Genomic DNA, 16,733 nt, shown 5'->3' with positions numbered 1-16,733 from the left:
GGCCGGAGCGTCGCGCCCGGTCCCCGAATCGCGGTTTCGATCGCGGCTTCAGGCCCGGCCGGCCACGACCTTCACCCCTCCACCCGGACGCTGGCCCCGACATGGGTGAAGGTGAACCGCGACTCGATGGTCACGGGGGGGAAGGGACGGCCGTGGCGGGGGTGGGCGCTGTCGTGAACGAGGCAGCGCGTGCGGATGCGCGGCCAGATCACGTCGCGCAGGAAGCGCTGGTCGCTCAGCCGGTCGGTTCCCCGCGCGGTGTGGGTGTCGAACAGCGGCGGCAGCGGCGGCAGTAGGCCGGCCAGACCACCCCACAGCCCCGCCAGCATGACCTCGCTGTGCAGCACATGGTCGCGCAGCACATGGAAGGGGTGCGGCGAGGCCAGCCATTCGTCCACGGCGGCCCGCTCGCGGCGGTTCAGCCGGGAATCGGCGTCCCGGCACAGGAAACGCGCCACGTCGGGGTCGTCGGACACCAGAAAGCGCCACAGGGTTCCCTGAGTCGCCGCTTTCCCCGCGGGCATCGCCACCCGCTCCGCTCCGGCGGCGTCCAGCGCGGCGAGAACGGGGGCCGGCACCGAGCCGTCGTGGTAGATCCGGCAGATCCAGCCGGGATAAAGCTCCCGCGCCAGCCGGACATTCTCGATGGCGCCCTGCGTGTATTCCGGCCGGTCGCCCCACAGGCTGAAGGCGATCACGTCGCGCCGGCGCCGGCCGGGATGGCTGGGCATCTCCGGCAGGGGCGGTGCCGCGGGCGCCAGCGCGTTCTTGCGGTCGAGCAGCAGGTCGGTCTGGGCCGCCGCCTCGGACAGCCGATGGGCGGCGTGGAGGACGACGGCGCGGTAGTCGAGCGCTTGCAGGTCGTCCGGGCGGACGGTGCCGGCGCGCGCGAAGGCCCGCTCGGCGCTGTCGAAATCCCTGGAGGAAAAGGCGGCCACGCCCAGATTGTAGAAGGCCGCGTGGGCGTCCGGCCGCAGGCAGAGGGTCGCGCGGTAGGCGCGGGCCGCCGGGGCCGGACGGCCCGCATCGAGCCGGGCGTTGCCCAGGGCGTAGAAGGTGTCGGCGTCGCAGGCTCCGGCGGCGACGGCGTCGTCCAGCAGGATGGCGTCGCCGTGCTGCCGCCCCAGGGCCGCCAGCCGGGCCGCCAGATCCCGCCGTCCCAGCCGGACGGCGCGGCGGAGAGCCTGTCGCCAATCCCACGGCGGATCCCATGGCGGATCGATGCCGCGCTCCGCGAGGGAGGCCGCCTGCTCCCAGGCGTCCGGCGCCGCCGGGTCCAGGGCCAGGGCGCGGCGCAGGCCGTGGCCGGCCTCCTGGGGGCGGCCCAGGACCAGGGCCAGCTTGGCGCGGTTGACGTGGAACGCCGCGCGGTCGCCGCGCAGGGCCAGCGCCCGGTCCACCAGCTCCAGCGCCTGCGCGGGGTGTCCCTGCTGGGCACGCAGCAGGCCAAGCAGGTGCAGGGCGTCGGGCTGGTCCGGGTCGGCGTCGAGGATGCGGCCGTAGAGAATGCCCGCCTCCTCCATCCGTCCCTGCCGGTGGTGGTCGAGTGCCAGATTCAGCGCTTCGGCGATGGTCGCTATGACGCTTCTCCTGCGCGCGGGTGATGTGCCGGGTGCCGGTTCCTTCTAGCACGGGCGCGACCGCGGGCATCCTGGGAAACGCCCGAACCGGCCGCGCTCTAGCCCGCCCGCGACATCCGGTAGAGCACCAGCGGTTCGGGATGGTCCGAGGGGGGAGGCGGGACCGGCGTCCAGCCCTTGTGCTCGTAGAAGGCGCGGGCCGCCGCGTTGCGCGCCGCGCAGGCGAGCTGGGCGGAGCCTTGCAGCAGGGCCAGCGCCTCGCGCAGCAGGGCGGAGCCGATGCCGCGCTTGTGCCAGGCGGCGTCGATGAACAGGTTGTGGATGAAGCGTTCCGATTCGTCGATCGACACGAAGCCGACGACCAGCCCGTCCACCTCGGCGACCATCACCTCGTCCTCCTGGACGCAATCGTAATAGTCGTCGAGGCCGAAGCGGTCGGCCGGATGCCAGGAGAACGCCGTGCGGCGGCCGTGGAGGAAGATCTCGGCGCAGCGCGGCGCGTCGGTCGCGCGGGCCATGCGGATCACGATGCGAAAGCCGTCGCCTGCCGGCATGCGCCCTCCTTTCGTCGGTTGCGGGGCGGTGGTCGGGTCCGCCTGCATCAACCATCCACACACCAGAATATTCCGGAATGCGGAAATAGGCGAACGGTCCATTGGTCGCGATGGGAGCCGGGAGTGCGCCCAAAGAGAAAGGGCGGCCCGGATGGGACCGCCCCTGTGGAAGTCTTGGTGGAAGTCTTCGCGAAAGGCCGTCCGAAGCCCTCTCCCGCAGGAGGAGAGGGGCTTGCAGACGGGCCGTCACTCCGCCGGGATCGCCTTGGGCAGCGTCACCGGAACGGCCAGACGGTTCAGCATCTCCTTCGGCACGATCTGCCAGAACTTGGTCAGCTCGCGCTCCCAGTCGTTCAGGATCTCGGCGGCGAAGCGGCTCTGGGTCTCCGCGACGTGCTCCTCGATCAGGCCGCGCAGCTGGGCCTCGTAATGCGTGACCTCGATGCGCTGGAAGATGACGCTCTCGTCGTTGATGTAGAGCGGCAGCTGGTCGTCGGCGTCGTAGATGTAGGCCATGCCCCCGGTCATGCCGGCGCCGAAATTGTCACCGACCCTGCCCAGGATCACCGCCGTGCCGCCGGTCATGTACTCGCAGCCGTTGGAGCCGCAGCCCTCCACCACCACGGTGGCGCCGGAGTTGCGCACCGCGAACCGCTCACCGGCCTGACCGGCGGCGAACAGCTTGCCGGCGGTGGCGCCGTACAGCACCGTGTTGCCGATGATGGTGTTCTCGTTGGACAGCAGCGGGCTGCTGACCGGCGGGCGCACCACGATCATGCCGCCCGACAGGCCCTTGCCGACATAGTCGTTGGCGTCGCCCATCACCTCCAGCTTGATGCCCTGCACCGCGAAGGCGCCCAGCGACTGGCCGGCGGTGCCGCGCAGGCGGACGGTGATGTGGCCGGGCTGGAGCCCGAACATCCCGAACTTCCGCGTGATCATCGAGGACAGCCGCGTGCCGATGGCGCGCTGCGTGTTCCGCGCGTTGTAGGCGAGCTGCATCTTCTCGCCCTCCTCGAACAGCGGGCGGGCGTCGGCGACGATGCGGGCGTCGAGCGTGTCCGGCACCTCGTTGCGGCCCTGGAGGGTGCAGTAGCGCGCGTTCTCGCCGGGATCGACCTGGGCCAGCAGCGGGTTGAGGTCGAGGTCGTCGAGATGCTCCGCGCCACGGCTGACCTGGTGCAGCAGGTCGGTGCGGCCGATCACCTCGTTGAGCGTGCGGAAGCCCAGCTTGGCCAGGATCTCGCGGACCTCTTCCGCCAGGAAGGTGAACAGGTTGACGACCTTCTCCGGCGAGCCGACGAACTTCTCGCGCAGCGCCTCGTCCTGCACGCAGACGCCGACCGGGCAGGTGTTGGAGTGGCACTGGCGCACCATGATGCAGCCCATGGCGATCAGGCTGGCGGTGCCGATGCCGTACTCTTCCGCACCCAGCATGGCGGCGATGACGATGTCGCGGCCGGTCTTCAGGCCGCCGTCGGTGCGCAGACGCACGCGGTGGCGCAGGCGGTTCAGCGTCAGGACCTGATGCACCTCCGACAGGCCCATCTCCCAGGGCAGGCCGGCGAACTTGATCGAGGTCTGCGGGCTGGCGCCCGTGCCGCCCGAGTGGCCCGAGATCAGGATGATGTCGGCGTTGGCCTTGGCGACGCCGGCGGCGATCGTTCCGATGCCGGACCGGCTCACCAGCTTCACCGTCACCTTCGCGTCCGGATTGATCTGCTTCAGGTCGTAGATGAGCTGGGCCAGATCCTCGATCGAGTAGATGTCGTGGTGCGGCGGCGGGCTGATCAGCATCACGCCGGGGGTGGCGTGGCGCAGCTTGGCGATCATCTCCGTCACCTTGAAGCCGGGCAGCTGCCCGCCCTCGCCGGGCTTGGCGCCCTGGGCGACCTTGATCTCCAGCTCGCGGCACTGGTTCAGGTACTCGGCGGTGACGCCGAAGCGGCCCGACGCCACCTGCTTGATCGCCGAGTTCCAGTTGTCGCCGTTCTTGTCGGGACGGAAGCGCGCCGGATCCTCGCCGCCCTCGCCCGAGTCGGACTTGGCGCCGATGCGGTTCATCGCGACGTTCAGCGTGCCGTGCGCCTCGGGCGACAGGGCGCCCATCGACATGCCGGGGGTGATGAAGCGCTTGCGGATGGCGGTGATGCTCTCGACCTCGTCCACCGGGACGGCGGGCTTGGTCGAGCGGAACTCCAGCAGGTCGCGCAGCTGCATCGGCGGCCGCTTGTTCACCTGCTCGGAATACTTCTTGAAGGTGGTGTAGCTGTCGTTGGTGACGGCCTGCTGGAGGGTGTGGATGATGCCGCCCTCCCAGCCGTGGCGGTCGCCCGACTTGCGGAAGCGGTAGAAGCCGCCGACCGGCAGCGCCACGACGGCGTTGTCGTAGGCCACCGCGTGCTGCTCCAGCACCTTCTTCTGGATGCCGTTCAGGCCGATGCCGGAGATGCGGCTGACCATCGCCGGGAAATGCTCGGCGACCAGGGCGCGGGACAGGCCGATGGCTTCGAAGTTGCAGCCGCCGCGGTAGCTGCTGATGACCGAGATGCCCATCTTGGACATGATCTTCAGCAGGCCGTCGTCGATCGACTTCTTGACGTTGGCCATCGCCTTTTCCAGCGGCAGCGAGCCCAGCAGGCCGCGGCGGTGACGCTCGGCCACCGCCTCCTGCGCCAGATAGGCGTTGACGGTGGTGGCGCCGACGCCGATCAGCACGGCGTAGTAATGGGTGTCCAGGCACTCGGCCGTGCGCACGTTCAGCGAGGTGAAGGTGCGCAGGTTGCTGCGGATCAGGTGGGTGTGGACCGCGCCGGTCGCCAGGATCGCCGGGATGGCGGCGCGGGCGGCCCCCATCGCCTCGTCGGTCAGGATGACGTGGCTGGCGCCGCCGCGCACGGCGTCCTCGGTCTCGACGCGGATGCGGCGCAGCGCGTCGCGCAGCGCGTCGGGGCCGCCGTCCACCGGGAAGGTGGCGTCGATCTCGGCCGCCGTGTCGCCCATGTAGCCGCGCATGGCGCGGAACTCGGCGGTGGTCAGCACCGGGCTGTCGAGCTGGAGCAGACGGGTCTGGCTCTCGTCCTCGTCCAGGATGTTGCCGAGGTTGCCCAGCCGCGTCTTCAGGCTCATCACGCGGCGCTCGCGCAACGAGTCGATGGGCGGGTTGGTGACCTGGGAGAAGTTCTGGCGGAAGAAGTTGTGCAGGCCACGGTACTTGTCGGAGAGCACGGCGATCGGGCTGTCGTCGCCCATCGAGCCGATGGCCTCCTTGCCGTCCTCGGCCATGGGGTGGAGGATCAGCTCCATGTCCTCCATGGTCAGGCCGAAGGCCATCTGGCGGCGGCGCAGCTCGGCCTTGTCCATCTCCGACGGCTCGCCCTTCTGGGCGGCGTCCTTGACCAGCTCGTCGAGGTGGGTGGTGTTCTTGACCCACTGGCCCCACGGCTTCAGGGCCGACAGATGGTCCTTCAGCGCGCGGTCGTGGTAGAGCTTGCCCTCCAGCAGGTCGACGGCGATCATCTCGCCCGGCCCGAGGCGGCCCTTCTCGACCACCTGGGTCTCGTCGATCTTGACCATCCCGGTCTCGGACCCGCCGATGATCAGGCCGTCCGTCGTGATGGTGTAGCGCATCGGGCGCAGGCCGTTGCGGTCCATGCCGCCGACGACCCAGCGGCCGTCGGTCATGGCGAGCGCGGCCGGGCCGTCCCACGGCTCCATGACGGAGTTGCAGTAGGCGATCAGCGCCTTGTGGTTGTCGGGCGTGGTCTTGGAGCTGGTCAGCGCCTGGGGCACCAGCATCATCTTGACCATCGGCGCCGTGCGGCCGGCGCGGACCATCACCTCGAACACCGAGTCGAAGGCGCCGGAATCGGACAGGCCGACGCCGATGATGGGCTTGAGATCCTGCATGTGCGCCCCGAAGGCCGGGTGCTCCATGCGGGTCTCGTGCGCCTTCATCCAGTTGACGTTGCCCTTCAGCGTGTTGATCTCGCCGTTGTGGGCGAGCATGCGGAAGGGCTGGGCCAGCGGCCAGGTCGGGAAGGTGTTGGTCGAGTAGCGCTGGTGGTAGATGGCGAAGCTCGACTCGAACCGCTCGTCGGTCAGGTCGGGGTAGAAGGTGGTCAGCTGCTCGGCCAGGAACATGCCCTTGTAGATCAGCGAGCGCGCCGACAGGGAGCAGATGTAGAAGTCGTTGATCTGCTCGCCGCGCACCGCCTTCTCGATGCGGTTGCGGATGATGTAGAGGTCCAGCTCGAACTGCTCGTCGGACACGCCCTTGGTGTTGCCGACGATGATCTGCTCGATCTCGGGCCGGGTCGCGTTGGCCTTCTCGCCGATGATGTCGACGTTGATCGGCACCTGGCGCCAGCCGTAGATATAGTAGCCGAAGCCCAGGATCTCGGTCTCGACGATGCAGCGGCAGGCTTCCTGCGCGTCCAGGCTGACGCGCGGCAGGAACACCTGGCCGACGGCGAGGTTGTTGTCGGGCGCGCGGTGGCCGATGACCCTGACATGGTCCTTGAAGAACTTCTGCGGGACCTGGACGTGGATGCCGGCGCCGTCGCCGGTCTTGCCGTCCGCGTCCACCGCACCCCGGTGCCAGACCGCCTTCAGCGCCTCGATGCCTTTCTCGACCACCGAACGGCGGGGCTTGCCGTCGATCGCGGCGATGAAGCCGACGCCGCAGGCGTCGTGCTCATCCTCCGGATTGTAGGCGTTGGCAGTGGTCAGCGCCGCGGCGTTGGCGCGGAAATCGGCGACGAACTGCTCACCCTGGTTCAACTCGGTGGTCATGGAACGACCCTTTCACAGTCTGAACGTGGACCTGGGGGGCTGGACCCCTGGGGATGTGGCGGGGTGACGTGCCCCCACCCTGGCCCTCCCCCGCTCGCGCGGGGGGGGACTGTCGCTTTACTCGGCGGCGACGGCGAGCGCGACGCGCTGCGTCTCGGCCTGGGCGTAGGCGTGCATCGCCTCCGCCGCGTCGCGGCCGTCGCGGATGGCCCAGACGACCAGCGAGGCGCCGCGCACGATGTCGCCGGCGGCGAAGACGCCGTCCAGGCTGGTCATCTTGGTGCGGTGGTCGACCAGCAGCGTGCCCCAGCGGGTGACGGTCAGGTCGGGCGCGCCGAAGGCGCCCGGCAGGTCCTCCGGCTCGAAGCCCAGCGCCTTGATGACCAGATCGGCCTCCTCGGTGAACGCGGAGCCCTCGATCACCTGCGGGGTCTGGCGGCCGGTGGCGTCGGCGACGCCGAGATGGATGCGCACGGCGCGCACGCCGGTCACGACGTCGTCGCCCCCCCGGTTCTCACCGGTGAAGCCCTCGGGGGCGGCCTGCCAGACGAACTCGACGCCCTCCTCCTCGGCGTGGGCGACCTCGCGCTGCGAGCCCGGCATGTTCTTGCGGTCGCGGCGGTAGAGGCACTTCACCGAGGTGGCGCCCTGGCGGATCGCCGTGCGCACGCAGTCCATGGCGGTGTCGCCGCCGCCCAGCACCACGACCTTCTTGCCGTTGGCGTTCAGCGAGCCGTCCTCGAACGCCGCGACGCTGTCGCCCAGGCTCACCTTGTTGGAGGTGGTCAGGTAGTCCAGCGCCGGCACGATGTTCTTCAGGCCGCAGCCCGGCGCCTTGATGTCGCGCGCCTTGTAGACGCCGGTCGCGATCAGCACGGAGACGTGGCGCTGGCGCAGATCGGCCAGCGAGGCGTCGCGGCCGATCTCGAAGTTCGGGTGGAAGACCACGCCGGCGTCGGCCAGCAGCTGGACGCGGCGACCGACGACGTCCTTCTCCAGCTTGAAGCCGGGGATGCCGTAGACCAGCAGGCCGCCCATGCGGTCGTGACGGTCATAGACATGGACCTCGTAACCCTTGGCGCGCAGCTCCTCGGCGGCGGCCAGACCGGCGGGGCCGGCGCCGACGATGCCGACCGACAGGCCCAGTTCACGCACCGGCGTGCGCGGCTTGACCCAACCCTGCTCCCAGGCGGTGTCGTTGATGTACTTCTCGACCGAGCCGATGGTCACGGCGCCGTGGGTCGACTGCTCGATGACGCAGTTGCCCTCGCACAGCCGGTCCTGCGGGCAGATGCGGCCGCAGATTTCCGGGAAGTTGTTGGTCGCCTGCGAGGTCTCGTAGGCCTCCTCCAGCCGGCCCTCGGCGGTCAGCTTCAGCCAGTCGGGGATGTTGTTGGAGACCGGGCAGTGGACCTGGCAGAAGGGAACCCCGCACTGCGAGCAGCGGTTGGCCTGTTCGTTGGCGCGCTGGTCGGTGAAGCGGGCGTAGATCTCGGCGAAGTCCTGGCGGCGCTCCTCGGCGGTGCGCTTGTCGGGCATCTTCTGCGCGGTGTGCACGAAGCCCAACATCTTCTGGCTCGCCATGACCTTCTGCTCCTTCTACGCGGCACCGCGCCGTGAGGGGCGACCGCCTGACCGGGGAGTCCCGGCGGTTGCCCTAGGACCCTCGGCTGGGTTGAAACCGAACGTCCGCGCACCGGCGGACGCTCGTCATATAACGCATGCTGCGGCGCGGTGGAAGCACAAAACGGACGATAGGTATCGTTTGTTGACCTTTTCATTCGTAATCCAGACCGGATTGGTCCGCATATCGGCGGTTTCGTAAAATCGGAAAGAAAATTAGTCCCGAAACGGTCCTTTCACCCAAAGAGGGGTACCGACCCCTCGACATCGCCAAGCTTCAGGGCGGGTGCTATAAGCCGGGACAGTGTTCCCCCACTCCGTCGAAGGCGCAGCACCGCATGCTGATCGATCAATATCTGGACGCCGTCCTGATGGGCCTCCTGGAGGGGCTGACCGAGTTCCTGCCGGTGTCCTCCACCGGCCACCTCATCATGCTGGACACCTTCCTCGGCTTCGAGGGACCGCCCGGCAAGGTGTTCGAGGTGGTGATCCAGCTCGGCGCCATCCTGGCCATCTGCGTCGTCTATTTCGCCCGGCTGTGGAAGGTCGCCACCGGGCTGGCCGACGATCCGGGCGCGCGCCGCTTCGTGCGGGCGGTGCTGCTGGCCTTCCTGCCGGCCATGGTTCTGGGCGCCGGGCTGCATGGGATCATCAAGACCCTGCTGTTCAACCCGACCGTGGTCAGCGTCGCCCTGATCGTCGGCGGCGTCGCCATCCTGGTGGTCGAGCGCTTCGTCCCGGTCGCCCGCTATCACCAGATCGAGAGCTTCTCGGCGCCGCTGGCGCTGAAGATCGGGCTGTGCCAGTGCCTGGCCCTGGTGCCCGGCGTGTCGCGCTCGGGCGCCAGCATCCTGGGCGCGCTGCTGATGGGGGTGGACCGCAAGGCGGCGGCCGAGTTCTCGTTCTTCCTGGCGGTGCCGACCATGGCCGGGGCGACAGCCTACGACCTCTACAAGAACTGGGGCGTGATGAACCTCGACGACGCGGCGCTGATCGCGGTCGGTTTCGTCACCGCCTTCATCGCGGCGGCGCTGGTGGTCAAGACGCTGGTGGATTTCGTGGGCCGCTACGGCTTCACGCCGTTCGGCTGGTACCGCATCGCCATCGGCAGCGGGATGCTGGCCTACCTCTATCTGTAACGGTCAGGTCACAACGGCCGGGCGGGCACCCGCACGCCCCGCCGGGCCATGGCGGTGATCGCCAGGATCAGCGCCGCGACCAGACCGAAGGACGCCCCGACGCTGCTCGCCTCCGCCACGAAGCCGAGCAGCGCCGGCCCGGCCAGCACCCCGGTGTAGCCGAGCGTCGAGACGGCGGCGATCGAGCGGGCGGCGGACATCCTCCCCGGTCCCTCCTCCGCGGCCCCGGCGGCGCTGAACAGCACCGGGACGATGTTCGACAGGCCGATACCGGTCAGCCCGAAGCCGACCAGCGCCAGCGCCGGCGTCCCGCCCAGCATGGCGAGCGCCAGCCCGCCGGCGGCCAGCAGCCCGCCCGCCCGCACCAGCGCCACCGCGCCGACCTTCTGGCGCAGCCGGTCGCCGAAGAAGCGGCAGAGCGCCATGGCGCCGGAAAAGATCGCGAAACCGAAGCCGGCGAGCGCCGTGGCGCTCTCCAGATCCTCGCGCAGATAGATGGCGCTCCAGTCGAGGATGGCGCCCTCGCTCATGAAGGCGAGCATCGCCATCGCCCCCAGCAGCAGCGTGTCGCGGTCGGGCAGGGCGAGGCCGCCCTCTCCCGCGCTCTCGCGGTCGGGCAGCAGACTGGATTGCGTCGCCAGGAAGAGGGCGAGCAGGACGGCGGCGACCAGCCCGGCCTGGACGGGTGCCGGCAGCAGCGGCAGCAGCAGCCCGCCGGCCCCGGCCCCGGTCAGGCCGCCGAGGCTCCACATCCCGTGCAGCGACGACATGACCGGGCGGCCGAGCCGGCGCTCCACCAGGGCGCCCTGGGCGTTCATGGCGACGTCCATCGTGCCGCCGGCCGCGCCGAACAGGAACAGGGCGGCGCAGAGCGACGCGACGTCCGGCATCAGCGAGGGCAGGGGCAGCAGGCCGGCGAAGGCGAGCGCCGTGGCCCGCGTCACCGGGGCGCTGCCCAGCCGGCCGAGCAGGGGGCCGCTGGCGACCATCGCCGTCAGCGCGCCGACCGCGAGGCAGAGCAACGCCGTGCCCAGCACGGCGGCGCTCAGATCCAGATGCGCCTTGATGGCGGGGATGTGGGTGGCCCACACGCCGAAGACGGTGCCGTTCAGGAGGAAGGCGGTCCGGCTTGCCCGCCGCGCCGCCTGCGTGCGGCCTGCTTCGCTGTCCGTCATGATCGCCTCCCGCCGGTTGGTGTTCCGCCGCCGGGCCGGAAGGCGGAGGCCCGGACATGCCGCCCCGTCCCCGTGAAATCAAGCCGGGGGGTGTCCGCCCTCCGGCAGGGCTGCCATGAAAAAAGCCCCGGCGCGGCGGCCGGGGCTGTCGTTGGCGAAGCGGGGGCGCTGCGGCTCAGTGCGCGCCGCCGGCCACCGTCGGGTTGCGGCCGCCGACGATGAAGCGACCCAGATAGGTGGGCACCAGCACCTCGCAGGAGGTCAGCGCGGTGATGCCGAGGTCGGCGAAGCCGGCGGCCGACGGCGACACCACGTTGTCGCGCTTCAGCAGCTCGACCTGGTCGCGGGTCAGCGCCGGGGCCAGCACCGGCACCTTCTCCAGCACGCCGCCCAGCGTCTCGGCGGCGCTCCACGGGATGGTGGCCAGGAAGCGCTTGCGCTGGATGGTCTTCAGCGTCAGCTCCAGCAGTTCGCGGAAGCTGTAGACGCGCGGGCCGCCCAGCTCGAAGGTCCGGCCCTTGGCGCTGTCGAGATCCAGCGAGGCGACGATGGCGTCGGCGAGGTCGCCGACATAGACCGGCTGGAAGCGGGTCTTGCCGCCGCCGATCAGCGGCAGCGCCGGGGCGATCTGCGCCATCGCGGCGAACTTGTTGAAGAAATTGTCCTCCGGCCCGAAGACGATGCTCGGCCGCAGGATGGTCGCCGCCGGATAGGCGTCGAGCACGGCCTGCTCGCCCGCCGCCTTGGAGCGCGCGTAGGAGGCCGGCGAGGCGGCGTCGGCGCCCAGCGCCGAGACATGCACCAGACGCGACACGCCGCCGACGGCGGCGATGCGGGCGATGCGGGCGGCGCAGTCGACATGGGCGGCCTGGAAGCTCTGGGCTCCCCGCTCGTACAGCACGCCGATCAGGTTGATGGCGATGTCGGCGCCCCGGAGCGCGCGGGCGACCGACTCGTCCTTGGTCACGTCGGTGGCGAAGGGGACGATCTGGCCGACGGCGCCGGCGGTCTTCAGGAAGCCGGCCTTGGCCGGGTTGCGCGTCGCGATGCGGACGACGGCGCCCGACTTGGCGAGGCGCCGGATCAGGTGGCGGCCGATGAAGCCCGACCCGCCGAACACCGTGATAACCTGAGTGCGATAGGACATCGACCGTCTCCCCCGTGCCGTGTCGCGCGGGCTCCCTTAGCTGGCGCGCCGCCCGGACCTGATCTCTAGGACATGAATGCGCCGATGCTTATAGCGAAAGCATCCCCGTCCGGCTAGGGCCTCCCATCCATGGGAGCAGCTCCTGGCGGCCGGACCGTTCCGGAAAAATGACGATCCCGAGAAAAAAGCTGTTGACGGCCCCCGGCCCGGTCACTAAAAACCCGTCCACACACCGAGCACCGAGCCCAGGTGGCGGAATTGGTAGACGCGCAGGTTTCAGGTACCTGTGGCAGAAATGTCGTGGAAGTTCGAGTCTTCTCCTGGGCACCATTTCTTTCTACCCGGCTGCGCCGCATGCACAACTCCCCGATCCGGGGCGACCGTGCAGAGCGGCGTTCGTCGTTTCTAGGGTCCGTGGCCGGGGGCCTTCTGCCGGGAACCGACCATGCCCATCGATCTTCATGACGGCGATCTGCCGGACGGCCTCGACCTCGCGGCGAACGCCCGCGACAACGCCGTCGCCATCGACACCGAGACCATGGGGCTGAACCCCCACCGCGACCGGCTGTGCCTGGTCCAGCTCTCGGCCGGCGACGGGGCGGTGCATCTCGTCCAGTTCCGCAAGGGGCAGTACGAGGCGCCGAACCTGAAGCGCCTGCTGGCCGACCCCGCCGTGACCAAGCTGTTCCACTTCGCCCGCTTCGACGTGGCGGTGATGAAGGCCTATCTCGGCGTCTCCTGCCGGCCGGTCTACTGCACCAAGGTCGCCTCCAAGCTGGTCCGCACCTTCACCGACCGCCATGGCCTGAAGGACCTGACCAGGGATCTGATCGGCGTCGAGCTGTCCAAGCAGCAGCAGTCCTCGGACTGGGGCGCTTCCGAGCTGACCCCCGAGCAGATGAAGTACGCGGCGTCGGACGTGCTGCACCTGCACGACCTGAAGGCCAAGCTCGACGTCATGCTGGCGCGCGAGGGGCGGACCCATCTGGCGCAGGCCTGCTTCGACTTCCTGCCGGCGCGCGGCGAGCTCGACCTCGGCGGCTGGGAAGTTCCGGACATCCTGGCGCATTGACCCTTCGCACAAAGTCGCGTCCTCTCCCAAAGGTGGGACAAACCCTGTCCATCCGGCCGTGGGTTTGACCCGACGCCCGCCGGTGGGCATACTGCCCCCTTCGCGGGGCGCCGCCCGCGCTCGTTCCGGCGGGCGGCGCCGTGTTTCTTCCAGAAGGCATCCTGCGTCCATGACCAGCTTGTTGAACGAGGCGGCGGAAGCGATCGGCGATCTGGCCGGATCCGTGACCTCCGGGTCCGGAAGGACGCGGGCGGACGACATCGCCTGCGCCGCCCGCGTCCTGCGCACCGAGGCCGACGCGCTGAACGCGCTGGCCGACGGGCTGGACGGCGCCTTCCTGCGGGCGCTCGACACGCTGCACGGCATCCGCGGCCGCGTCATCGTCACCGGCATGGGCAAGTCGGGCCACGTCGCCCGCAAGATCGCGGCGACGATGGCCTCCACCGGCACGCCGGCCTTCTTCGTCCATCCCGGCGAGGCCAGCCACGGCGATCTCGGCATGATCACCCGCGACGACGCGGTGGTGGCGCTCTCCAACTCCGGCGACACCCACGAGCTGTCGGACATCATCGCCTACACCCGCCGCTTCGACATCCCGCTGATCGGCATGACGCGCCGGGCCGCCTCGGCGCTGGCCGAGCAGTCGGACGTGGCGCTGGTCCTGCCGCCGGTGCCGGAGGCCTGCCCGCTGGGGCTGGCGCCGACCACCTCGACCACCATGATGCTGGCGCTGGGCGACGCGCTGGCCGTGGCGCTGCTGGAGCGCCGGGGCTTCTCCGCCGCCGATTTCCGCGAATTCCATCCGGGCGGGCAGCTCGGCCGCGGGCTGCTGAAGGTGACCGACGTCATGCATGCGGGCGACGGGCTGCCGCTCTGCCGTCTTGATTCCCCGCTGTCCGACGTCATCTTTGAGATGACCGCGAAGCGGCTCGGCTGCGTCGGCGTCACCGACGGTGATGGCGCGCTGGTCGGGATCATCACCGATGGCGACCTGCGCCGCCATCTCGCCCCGGAACTGCTGGCGGAACGCGCGGACCGCATCATGTCGCCCCATCCCAAGACGATCCGGCCGAAGGCGCTGATCGCCGAGGCGTTGCGGGTGATGAACGAGAAGCAGATCACCACCCTGTTCGTGATCGAGGCCGACCGGCCGCTGGGCATCGTGCACATCCACGATTGCCTGCGGGCGGGCGCCGCCTGACCACGGCCGAGCGGAGAAGCCGCCCATGAGCATCGAGGATGGTGTCCAGGAACTGCGGGCCGAGGCCCGCCCGGGCACCCGTCCGGCCGTTCCGCCGCAGGGCGCCGCCCCGGCTCCGGCCTTGCCCCTGGCCGCCGGCCCGGTCCCGCATCACCTGACGGCAGCCTCGCGCGCCCACCGGCGCCGCGACACCCGCCCGGTCAGCCGGGTCTACAGCCGCTTCGTCTCCGCCATGAAGTTCGTGCTGCCGGCCGCCGCCCTGGCGTTGGTGGCGCTGCTGGCGGCGTGGCCGTCGCTGACCAGCCTGCCGACCCCGCGCATCGCCGCGGACAAGGGGCAGAGCGAGATGCTGAAGCCGCGCTATTTCAGCCTGGACGAGCACAACCAGCCCTTCTCCCTGGTCGCCGCCAAGGCCGACAAGTCGACCGACCAGCCGGACATCGTGCTGCTCGACCTGCCCGAGGCGGAGATGACGGAGACCGCCGGCACCTGGGTGACGATCCGTTCCGACAAGGGCTGGTACAACCAGGTGACCGGCATCCTGCTGATGCGCGGCAACGTCCGCGTCATGCGCGACGACGGAAACGAGTTCACCACCGAGGAAGCGGAGACCGACATCCGCAAGGGCAACGCCTGGGGCGACGCCCCCGTGACCGGGCAGGGGCCGCAGGGCGAGATCAACGCCAAGGGCTTCCGCATGACCGACCGCGGCAAGACGGTGGTCTTCCTCAACCAGTCCAAGGCCGAGGTTCAGGCCGCCGAGCGTCCGGGGAGTAAGAAGCGGTGATGCATTCCACGCGCAGCCGGCTGGCCGCCGTCCTCGCCCTTCTCGCCGCCGGGGGCGCCGGCGGCGTCGTCATGCCCGGCGCGGCCCTGGCCCAGGGGCTGCCCGGCATGGGCGGCGGCAAGATCCCGGTCGAGGTCAACGCCGACCAGGCGATCGAGTGGCATCAGGACGTCCGCGCCTACGTGGCGCGCGGCAACGCCTCGGCCAAGCGCGGCGAATCGACCGTCTTCGCCGACGTGCTGACCGCCTATTACCGCGAGGTCCCCGGCAAGGGGAACGAGGTCTTCCAGCTCGTCGCCGACGGCGCCGTCCGCGTGGTCAGCCCGAACCAGCAGGTGTTCGGCGACCACGGCGTCTACGACGTCGACAAGCAGGTCGCCGTGGTGACCGGCAAGGACCTGAAGCTGATCACCACCAAGGACGTGGTGACCGCCCGCGACAGCCTGGAATATTACGAGGCGCGCGAGCTGACCGTGGCGCGCGGCGACGCGGTGGCGGTGCGCGGCGCCGACCGGCTGCGCGCCGACGTGCTGATCGGCCAGCTCAGGAAGATGCCGGACGGCTCCACCCAGATGGAGCGGATCGACGGGTCGGGCAGCGTCGTGGTGACGACGGCGACCGACGTCGCGCTGTCGGACAAGATGGTCTATTCGGTCGCCGACAACGTCGCGGTGCTGATCGGCAACGTGAAGATCACGCGCGGCGACAACCAGCTGAACGGCGAGGCCGCCGAGATGAACATGAACACCAAGATCAACCGCGTCATCGCCGGCCCCACCGCCGGGCGGGTCAGCGGCCTGCTGATCCCCGGCCAGAACGGTCCGGAAGCGGGCGGCTCCCAGGGCAGGCCGGCCTCCGGCGCCAGGCCGGCGGCGGCGAAGCCGTGACCGTGCTGACCGCCAACGGGCCGGGCGCCGCCGCCACCGCGGCCGCTCCCGCCGAGGGGCTGGTCGCCCGCCATCTCGGCAAGTCCTTCAAGAAGCGCCCGGTCGTCCGCGACGTGACGGTCAGCGTCCAGCGCGGCGAGGCGGTCGGGCTGCTCGGCCCCAACGGGGCGGGCAAGACGACCTGCTTCTACATGATCACCGGGCTGATCGCCGCCGATTCCGGCACCATCACGCTGGACGGGCAGGACATCACCGCCCTGCCGATGTACCGGCGCGCCCGGCTCGGCATCGGCTACCTGCCGCAGGAGGCCTCGATCTTCCGCGGCATGACGGTGGAGAACAACATCCGCTCGGTGCTGGAGGTTGTCGAGAGCGACCGCGACGCGCGCGAGGCGATGCTGGACGAGCTGCTGGCCGAATTCTCCGTCACCCATCTGCGCCGCGCCCCCGCCCTGGCGCTGTCGGGCGGCGAGCGCCGCCGTGTCGAGATCGCCCGCGCGCTGGCCGGGCAGCCGCACTTCATCCTGCTCGACGAGCCGCTGGCCGGCATCGACCCGATCGCGGTGAACGACATCCGCGAGCTGGTCGGGCACCTGCGCGACCGGGGAATCGGCGTGCTCATCACCGACCACAACGTGCGAGAAACTTTAGACCTAGTCGATCGGGCATATATTTTGCACGATGGTGTGGTACTAATGGAGGGCGGGCCGGCGGAGATCGTGGCGCACGAGGATGTGCGCCGGGTCTACCTCGGCGACCGGTTCAGCCTCTAGC

12 protein-coding genes and 1 tRNA gene are annotated in these 16,733 nt (G+C 70.1%); 7 read left to right on the top strand and 6 right to left on the bottom strand.

Going from position 1 to position 16,733, the window contains the following annotated elements; translation table 11 throughout:
• Window positions 1–71: 71 nt before the first annotated feature.
• The 4 genes from J2847_RS34085 to J2847_RS08145 form a co-directional block, all read right to left on the bottom strand.
• The gene (locus J2847_RS34085) at window positions 72–1,559 is read right to left on the bottom strand and encodes a tetratricopeptide repeat protein (protein WP_267912506.1); all 1,488 of its coding nucleotides are present in this window, start codon (window positions 1,557–1,559) and stop codon (window positions 72–74) included.
• A 119-nt stretch (window positions 1,560–1,678) separates the two neighbouring features.
• Window positions 1,679–2,134: a GNAT family N-acetyltransferase gene (locus J2847_RS08155; protein ID WP_085555388.1), complete on the bottom strand. Its 456-nt coding sequence runs from the start codon at window positions 2,132–2,134 to the stop codon at window positions 1,679–1,681.
• 246 nt (window positions 2,135–2,380) lie between these two features.
• Window positions 2,381–6,928: a glutamate synthase large subunit gene (gene gltB / locus J2847_RS08150; RefSeq protein ID WP_209778484.1), complete on the bottom strand. Its 4,548-nt coding sequence runs from the start codon at window positions 6,926–6,928 to the stop codon at window positions 2,381–2,383.
• A 117-nt stretch (window positions 6,929–7,045) separates the two neighbouring features.
• Entirely contained in the window at window positions 7,046–8,512 is a 1,467-nt protein-coding gene (locus J2847_RS08145) for an NAD(P)-dependent oxidoreductase (protein ID WP_209778482.1), read from the bottom strand.
• A 377-nt stretch (window positions 8,513–8,889) separates the two neighbouring features.
• On the opposite strand from J2847_RS08145, the gene J2847_RS08140 reads away from it, so the two are divergent.
• The gene (locus tag J2847_RS08140; protein WP_209778480.1) at window positions 8,890–9,690 is read left to right on the top strand and encodes an undecaprenyl-diphosphate phosphatase; all 801 of its coding nucleotides are present in this window, start codon (window positions 8,890–8,892) and stop codon (window positions 9,688–9,690) included.
• Between the two features lie 8 nt (window positions 9,691–9,698).
• On the opposite strand, the gene J2847_RS08135 is transcribed toward J2847_RS08140, so the two are convergent.
• Together J2847_RS08135 and J2847_RS08130 are read right to left on the bottom strand one after the other, a co-directional pair.
• Window positions 9,699–10,865 (bottom strand): MFS transporter, encoded by a 1,167-nt coding sequence (locus tag J2847_RS08135; protein ID WP_209778478.1) that lies wholly within the window; start codon window positions 10,863–10,865, stop codon window positions 9,699–9,701.
• Window positions 10,866–11,040: 175 nt separating this feature from the next.
• Window positions 11,041–12,012: a complex I NDUFA9 subunit family protein gene (locus J2847_RS08130; RefSeq protein WP_209778476.1), complete on the bottom strand. Its 972-nt coding sequence runs from the start codon at window positions 12,010–12,012 to the stop codon at window positions 11,041–11,043.
• Window positions 12,013–12,255: 243 nt separating this feature from the next.
• On the opposite strand from J2847_RS08130, the gene J2847_RS08125 reads away from it, so the two are divergent.
• The 6 genes from J2847_RS08125 (at window position 12,256) to lptB (ending at window position 16,732) form a co-directional block, all read left to right on the top strand.
• Window positions 12,256–12,342 (top strand) — tRNA-Leu (locus J2847_RS08125).
• A gap of 115 nt (window positions 12,343–12,457) precedes the next feature.
• Window positions 12,458–13,084 (top strand): ribonuclease D, encoded by a 627-nt coding sequence (locus tag J2847_RS08120; protein ID WP_209778474.1) that lies wholly within the window; start codon window positions 12,458–12,460, stop codon window positions 13,082–13,084.
• 169 nt (window positions 13,085–13,253) lie between these two features.
• A complete protein-coding gene (locus tag J2847_RS08115; RefSeq protein WP_209778472.1) occupies window positions 13,254–14,285 on the top strand; it encodes a KpsF/GutQ family sugar-phosphate isomerase in 1,032 nt (343 codons plus the stop codon).
• Window positions 14,286–14,310: 25 nt separating this feature from the next.
• Window positions 14,311–15,072, top strand: a complete 762-nt coding sequence (gene lptC / locus J2847_RS08110) for an LPS export ABC transporter periplasmic protein LptC (RefSeq protein WP_209778471.1) — start codon at window positions 14,311–14,313, stop codon at window positions 15,070–15,072.
• A complete protein-coding gene (locus tag J2847_RS08105; protein WP_209778574.1) occupies window positions 15,072–15,959 on the top strand; it encodes an LptA/OstA family protein in 888 nt (295 codons plus the stop codon). The genes lptC and J2847_RS08105 overlap by 1 nt, the downstream gene beginning before the upstream one ends.
• The gene (lptB, locus tag J2847_RS08100) at window positions 15,956–16,732 is read left to right on the top strand and encodes an LPS export ABC transporter ATP-binding protein (RefSeq protein WP_209778469.1); all 777 of its coding nucleotides are present in this window, start codon (window positions 15,956–15,958) and stop codon (window positions 16,730–16,732) included. The genes J2847_RS08105 and lptB overlap by 4 nt, the downstream gene beginning before the upstream one ends.
• The last annotated feature ends 1 nt before the right edge of the window (window position 16,733 follow it).

It is taken from the genome of Azospirillum agricola, assembly GCF_017876095.1.
GTDB lineage: Bacteria > Pseudomonadota > Alphaproteobacteria > Azospirillales > Azospirillaceae > Azospirillum > Azospirillum agricola.
Note: the sequence above shows the minus strand (reverse complement) of the source record. Positions and strands in the feature narration are given on the sequence as shown.

Bases quoted from the DNA above. Each gene is read 5' to 3' on its own strand.
- lptC (WP_209778471.1), top strand. From the start codon at position 14,311: ATGAGCATCGAGGATGGTGTCCAGGAACTGCGGGCCGAGGCCCGCCCG.
- J2847_RS08140 (WP_209778480.1), top strand. From the start codon at position 8,890: ATGCTGATCGATCAATATCTGGACGCCGTCCTGATGGGCCTCCTGGAG.
- J2847_RS08155 (WP_085555388.1), bottom strand. From the start codon at position 2,134: ATGCCGGCAGGCGACGGCTTTCGCATCGTGATCCGCATGGCCCGCGCG.
- gltB (WP_209778484.1), bottom strand. From the start codon at position 6,928: ATGACCACCGAGTTGAACCAGGGTGAGCAGTTCGTCGCCGATTTCCGC.
- J2847_RS08135 (WP_209778478.1), bottom strand. From the start codon at position 10,865: ATGACGGACAGCGAAGCAGGCCGCACGCAGGCGGCGCGGCGGGCAAGC.
- J2847_RS08105 (WP_209778574.1), top strand. From the start codon at position 15,072: ATGCATTCCACGCGCAGCCGGCTGGCCGCCGTCCTCGCCCTTCTCGCC.
- J2847_RS08130 (WP_209778476.1), bottom strand. From the start codon at position 12,012: ATGTCCTATCGCACTCAGGTTATCACGGTGTTCGGCGGGTCGGGCTTC.
- J2847_RS08145 (WP_209778482.1), bottom strand. From the start codon at position 8,512: ATGGCGAGCCAGAAGATGTTGGGCTTCGTGCACACCGCGCAGAAGATG.
- J2847_RS08115 (WP_209778472.1), top strand. From the start codon at position 13,254: ATGACCAGCTTGTTGAACGAGGCGGCGGAAGCGATCGGCGATCTGGCC.
- J2847_RS08120 (WP_209778474.1), top strand. From the start codon at position 12,458: ATGCCCATCGATCTTCATGACGGCGATCTGCCGGACGGCCTCGACCTC.